This is a genomic window from Hydrogenophaga sp. (assembly GCF_051007235.1).
Classification (GTDB): Bacteria; Pseudomonadota; Gammaproteobacteria; order Burkholderiales; family Burkholderiaceae_C; genus Hydrogenophaga.
In genome coordinates this window covers 1-5,388 of sequence record NZ_JBPCSJ010000156.1, presented here as the reverse complement: position 1 = coordinate 5,388, position 5,388 = coordinate 1, and the positions used below count along the sequence as shown (strand labels likewise).

Below are 5,388 nucleotides of genomic sequence, written 5' to 3'. Positions count from 1 at the left end.
GGGCTGGGCTGTACCTGTTCGCCCAGATCTGAGGGCACGGCCATGACCCCCGGTGAACTCTTCGTCGACGCTGGCGAGCACGCCCTCAACCCCGGCCGCGCCCCGCTGACCCTGGTGGTGCAGAACACCGCCAACCGCCCGGTGCAGGTCGGTTCGCACTACCACTTTGCCGAAACCAACGCCGCGCTGTCTTTCGACCGTGCGGCGGCACAGGGCAAGCGCCTGAACATCGCCAGCGGCACGGCCGTGCGCTTCGAGCCCGGCCAGCAACGCACCGTCGAGCTGGTGGACTTCGCGGGCGACCGCATCGTGCACGGCTTCCGGGGCCTGACCCAGGGCAAGCTCTGATTTCCAAGGAAAGCCCTGACATGGCCAGCATTCCCAAACGCGCCTATGCCGACATGTTCGGCCCCACCGTCGGCGACCGCGTGCGCCTGGCCGACACCGGCCTGATCATCGAGGTCGAGAAGGACTTCACCCTGGCCGCGGGTGGCTACGGTGAAGAGGTCAAGTTCGGCGGCGGCAAGACCATCCGCGACGGCATGGCGCAATCGCAAAGAACGCGCGCCGAAGGTGCGGTGGACACGGTGCTGACCAATGCGCTCATCGTCGACCACTCGGGCATCGTCAAGGCCGATATCGGCCTCAAGGACGGCCTCATCGTCGCCATCGGCAAGGCCGGCAACCCGGACACCATGCCCGGCGTGGACATCGTCATCGGCGCCGGAACAGAGATCATCAGCTGCGAAGGCAACATCGTCACCGCCGGCGGCATCGACAGCCACATCCACTTCATCTGCCCGCAGCAGATCGACGAGGCCCTGGCCTCGGGTGTGACCACCATGCTCGGCGGCGGCACCGGCCCGGCCACCGGTACCTTCGCCACCACCTGCACGCCCGGCCCCTGGCACATCGAACGCATGCTGCAAGCGGCCGATGGTTTTGCCATGAACATCGGTTTTCTGGGCAAAGGCAATGCCAGCCAGCCTGCGCCGTTGCGCGAGCAGATCGACGCCGGCGTGATCGGCCTGAAGCTGCACGAAGACTGGGGCTCCACGCCGAGTGCCATCAGCAACTGCCTGGACGTGGCCGAAGAAACCGACACCCAGGTGGCGCTGCACAGCGACACGCTCAACGAGTCGGGCTTCGTGGAAGACACCATCGCGGCCACCAAGGGCCGCACGCTGTGCGCCTTCCACACCGAAGGCGCGGGTGGCGGCCACGCGCCCGACATCATCCGCGTGGTCGGTGAGGCGAACTTCCTGCCCTCGTCCACCAATCCGACCATGCCCTACACCGTCAACACGCTCGACGAACACGTCGACATGCTGATGGTCTGCCACCACCTGGACGCCTCGATTCCCGAAGACCTGGCCTTTGCCGAAAGCCGCATCCGCCGCGAGACCATCGCGGCCGAGGACATCCTGCACGACATGGGCGCCATCAGCATCATGAGCAGCGACAGCCAGGCCATGGGCCGCGTGGGCGAGGTGATCATCCGCACCTGGCAGACGGCCGACAAGATGAAGAGCCAGCGCGGCACGCTGCCCGAAGACAGCAGCCGCAACGACAACTTCCGCGTCAAGCGCTACGTCGCCAAGTACACCATCAACCCGGCGATTGCCCATGGCATGTCGCACATCGTGGGTTCGCTGGAAGTCGGCAAGTGGGCCGACCTGGTGATCTGGAAGCCCGCCTTCTTCGGCGTCAAGCCCGCCCTGGTGCTCAAGGGCGGCAGCATCGCCCTGGCCGCCATGGGCGACCCGAACGCGTCCATTCCCACACCGCAGCCGGTGCACTACCGCCCGCAGTTCGGCGCCTTCGGCAGCGCGATGGCCAGGGGCAGCCTGACCTTTGTGTCACAGGCCGCCCAAGCGGCCGGCGTGGCGCAGCGCTACGGTCTGGCCAAGACCACGGTGGCGGTGCAGAACTGCCGCGGCGTCACCAAAGCCAGCATGGTGCACAACAGCTACCTGCCTCAGATGGAGATCGACGCGCAGCGCTACACCGTGCGCGCCGACGGCGTGCTGCTGACCTGCGAGCCCGCCAGCAAACTCCCGATGGCACAGCGATACTTCCTGTTTTGACAGCACAACAGGGAAGAAAAATGCTCCAGGTTTCCATACTCGTTCCCCAATGCAAAGGCCTGGCACCGGTGCTGGTGCGCCGTGCCGCCAGCGTCACGCTGGACTGGGACGTGCGCCAGAAAAGCCGCTTCGACACCGAGTCGTCCGACGGCCGCCGCGTGGGCGTGTTCCTGCCGCGCGGCACCGTGGTGCGCGGCGGTGACGTGCTGTTGACGCAGGACGGATCGCTGCTGCGCGTGATCGCGGCGGCACAGCCGGTCCTCAAGATCACCGCCTGCACCGACCACCACCATGGTCACGAGCACGCGCAGGCCCACGACCCGGCCTTCGACCTGATGCGCGCGGCCTACCACCTGGGCAACCGCCACGTGCCGATCGAACTGCGGCCCGACCACCTCAAGATCGAACCCGACCACGTGCTGGCCGACATGCTGCGCGCCATGCACCTGACCGTGGTCGAGGTGCGCGAACCGTTTGAACCCGAAGGCGGCGCCTATGCGCCAGGCCATGGTGGCGGTCACGCACACGCACACGACGACGGTCATGACCACGCCCGTGGCCATGATCACGGGCCCCACGCGCACGCCCATGGCTGACCTGGCCGCCCGGCCGGTGGCCGGCCTGCTGCGCACCTTGTGGCTGGCCTCGCCCGCGCTGCCGGTGGGTGGCTTTTCTTACTCTGAAGGGCTGGAAGCGGCAGTGGACGCGGGCCTGGTGACCGACGAGCCCAGCGCCGCCGACTGGCTGGTCGACCAGCTGCACCTGGGGCTGGCCCGCAGCGACCTGGCCGTGGTGGCGCAGGCCATTCCCGCCTGGCAGGCCCACGAACTGGCGCGCATCGCCGACCTCAACGCCTGGGTGCTGAGCACCCGCGAGACGCAGGAATTTCGCCTGCAGACCGAGCAGATGGGGCGCTCGCTGGTGGAATGGGCGCGATCGCTCGGCCCGCTGGGCGGGGGCGTGCTGGAGCAGTTGCAGGCCGCCGGTCTGCAGCCCCCGACCTACCCGGTGGCCATGGCCTGCGCGGCCGCCGCCTCGGGCGCCGCGCTGACCGACAGCCTCAGCGGCTTCGCCTTCGGCTGGGCCGAAAACATGGTGCAGGCGGCCATCAAGTCCGTCCCACTGGGGCAAAGCGCCGGCCAGCGCATGCTGGCGCGCCTGATCGCCGAGATCCCGCTCGCCGTCGAACACGCCCTGTCCCTGGGCGACCACCAGCGCCAGGCCTTCACCCCCATGCTCGCCATCCTGAGCGCCCGCCACGAAACCCAATATTCCCGACTGTTCCGTTCCTGAAGGCTTGCACCATGAGCGCCCTGCACCACATCCCGAACCGCACCAAGACCCTGCCCCCGCTGCGCGTGGGCATCGGCGGGCCCGTCGGCTCCGGCAAGACCACGCTGCTCGAAATGCTCTGCAAGACCATGCGCGGGCAGTACGACCTGGTGGCCATCACCAACGACATCTACACCAAGGAAGACCAGCGCCTGCTCACCATCAGCGGCGCGCTGCCGGCCGAACGCATCATGGGCGTGGAGACCGGCGGCTGCCCGCACACCGCCATCCGCGAAGACTGCTCGATCAACCTCGAAGCCATCGACCGCATGCTGGACGAGTTCCCGAACGCCGACATCGTGTTCGTCGAATCCGGCGGCGACAACCTGGCCGCCACCTTCAGCCCCGAGTTGAGCGACCTCACCATCTACGTGATCGACGTGGCCGCGGGCGAGAAAATCCCGCGCAAAGGCGGCCCCGGCATCACCAAAAGCGACCTCTTCGTCATCAACAAGACCGATCTGGCCCCGCACGTGGGCGCCGACCTGGAGGTGATGAAGCAGGACACGGCCCGCATGCGCCCCGACACCGCGCGCCGCCCCTGGGTGATGACCAACCTCAAAACCCTGGACGGCGTGCAGGACGTGGTGCGCTTCATCGAGCAGCGCGGCATGCTCGCGCCCGCCAGCGCCGCGGCCTGACGCCGGCGCCGCCTCTGGCGCTCACATACAATCGGCGGCCTGGAGAGCTGGCAGAGTGGTCGATTGCACCGGTCTTGAAAACCGGCAACCCGCAAGGGTTCCAGGGTTCGAATCCCTGGCTCTCCGCCAGAACATCACAAAACCCGGCCTGGTGCCGGGTTTTTTGTGGGCGCTCAAGACGCGGCCGCAAGTGCCGATAAAGCCAGCAAGCCCTCGTGGAATCGTTTCCCAGCGGGCTTGCCGCGATGTCCACCACCCCAACGCCGTCATCCAACCCGCTGCTGACCCTGCTGGACTTTGTTGCCAGTCCCATCCTGCTGTTCAACGCACAGGGGCAGGTCGTGTTCAGCAACCAGGCTGCCAAGCAGATGCCGTGCCGTCCGGCGCTGTTGCTGGGCAGCGACCCGAATGTGCTGGCCCTGGTGCGCGACATCGCCGCCGGCAAGGTGGTGCTGCACCTGGACATGCGCGTCGACGCCTTGTCGGACAACGGTGTGGCGCGCCTGCAGTGCCGCTGCGCCCCGCGCCCGATCGCGGGTCTGGTGGCCATGGCGGTCGCCGAGGTGGCGGTCGAGCCGGACGAGAGCCTGGCCGCCGAAGCGGCGCCGGCCAGCAACCGCCTGTCGCTGCAGGAAATCATGGAACTGATCAAGGCCGACCTGGAGCCGCCCATCCGCCAGGTGCTGGCACAGGCCGTGCCCGAGCAGCCGGCGAACCTGACCCTGTCCGTTCGCGCCCTGCACGAGCGGCTGGAACGGCTGAGCGATCTGGTGAACGTGTTCGGCGACGACGTGCTGATCGGCGACGAACGCATGCTGCTGCCAGAAATGGTGCGCAGCTTTGCGCAGGACCTGGCCCCGCTGGCCAAGGCCAAGGGCGCGAGCTTCGTCATCGAAGGGGATCGGGCGGACCTGCCCCCGGTGTACGGCAGCCAGCGCCTGATACGCCGCGCACTGCACGAGTGCCTGCACAACGCGATCCAGCACGCGCGTGAGGGGGTCAACAGCACCGAGCCGGTGGCCGTGGGCGTCAACTTCCGCGCCGCGGGGCAGCACCTGCTGGTGAGCATCCACAACATGGGCGTGCTCTCGGCCGCGGCCCTGAACCACCACGCGGCCGCCATCTTCCGCCCGGCGCCGCCGGCCGCGGGCGCACCACCTGAACCCGAGCGCCTGCGCATCGGCCTGCCGCTGACGCAGCGCATCCTGCAGCTGCACGGCGGGCGTCTGCGCATCGAGCAGGACGCCGCCGACGAACTGGACGTGCGCCTGGAGCTGCCCACCGGCGCGCCGCTGCGCAACACACACCTCCTGGACATGCTCCAGGCC

6 protein-coding genes and 1 tRNA gene are annotated in these 5,388 nt (G+C 68.2%); all 7 read left to right on the top strand.

The window, feature by feature from the left end; translation table 11 throughout:
• Nucleotides 1-42 precede the first annotated feature (42 nt).
• Nucleotides 43-348 (top strand): urease subunit beta, encoded by a 306-nt coding sequence (locus ACR2JA_RS05730; protein ID WP_434008147.1) that lies wholly within the window; start codon nt 43-45, stop codon nt 346-348.
• A 20-nt stretch (nt 349-368) separates the two neighbouring features.
• On the top strand, nt 369-2,087 hold the full coding sequence (gene ureC / locus ACR2JA_RS05725; protein ID WP_434008145.1) for an urease subunit alpha: 1,719 nt from the start codon (nt 369-371) through the stop codon (nt 2,085-2,087).
• Nucleotides 2,088-2,107: 20 nt separating this feature from the next.
• Nucleotides 2,108-2,683, top strand: a complete 576-nt coding sequence (gene ureE, locus ACR2JA_RS05720) for an urease accessory protein UreE (RefSeq protein WP_434008144.1) — start codon at nt 2,108-2,110, stop codon at nt 2,681-2,683.
• Nucleotides 2,649-3,380, top strand: a complete 732-nt coding sequence (locus ACR2JA_RS05715) for an urease accessory protein UreF (protein WP_434008146.1) — start codon at nt 2,649-2,651, stop codon at nt 3,378-3,380. The genes ureE and ACR2JA_RS05715 overlap by 35 nt, the downstream gene beginning before the upstream one ends.
• A gap of 11 nt (nt 3,381-3,391) precedes the next feature.
• Nucleotides 3,392-4,060 carry an urease accessory protein UreG gene (gene ureG, locus ACR2JA_RS05710; RefSeq protein ID WP_434008143.1) on the top strand — a complete coding sequence of 223 codons (669 nt, stop codon included), beginning with the start codon at nt 3,392-3,394 and terminating at the stop codon, nt 4,058-4,060.
• A 41-nt stretch (nt 4,061-4,101) separates the two neighbouring features.
• Nucleotides 4,102-4,189 (top strand) — tRNA-Ser (locus ACR2JA_RS05705).
• A 116-nt stretch (nt 4,190-4,305) separates the two neighbouring features.
• The coding region (locus ACR2JA_RS05700; protein ID WP_434008142.1) for a hypothetical protein at nt 4,306-5,388 on the top strand (1,083 nt) is incomplete at its 3' end.

Excerpts from the sequence above, each read along its gene's own strand:
- ACR2JA_RS05730 (WP_434008147.1), top strand. The coding sequence starts at position 43 with ATGACCCCCGGTGAACTCTTCGTCGACGCTGGCGAGCACGCCCTCAAC.
- ureC (WP_434008145.1), top strand. The coding sequence starts at position 369 with ATGGCCAGCATTCCCAAACGCGCCTATGCCGACATGTTCGGCCCCACC.
- ureE (WP_434008144.1), top strand. The coding sequence starts at position 2,108 with ATGCTCCAGGTTTCCATACTCGTTCCCCAATGCAAAGGCCTGGCACCG.
- ACR2JA_RS05715 (WP_434008146.1), top strand. The coding sequence starts at position 2,649 with ATGATCACGGGCCCCACGCGCACGCCCATGGCTGACCTGGCCGCCCGG.
- ureG (WP_434008143.1), top strand. The coding sequence starts at position 3,392 with ATGAGCGCCCTGCACCACATCCCGAACCGCACCAAGACCCTGCCCCCG.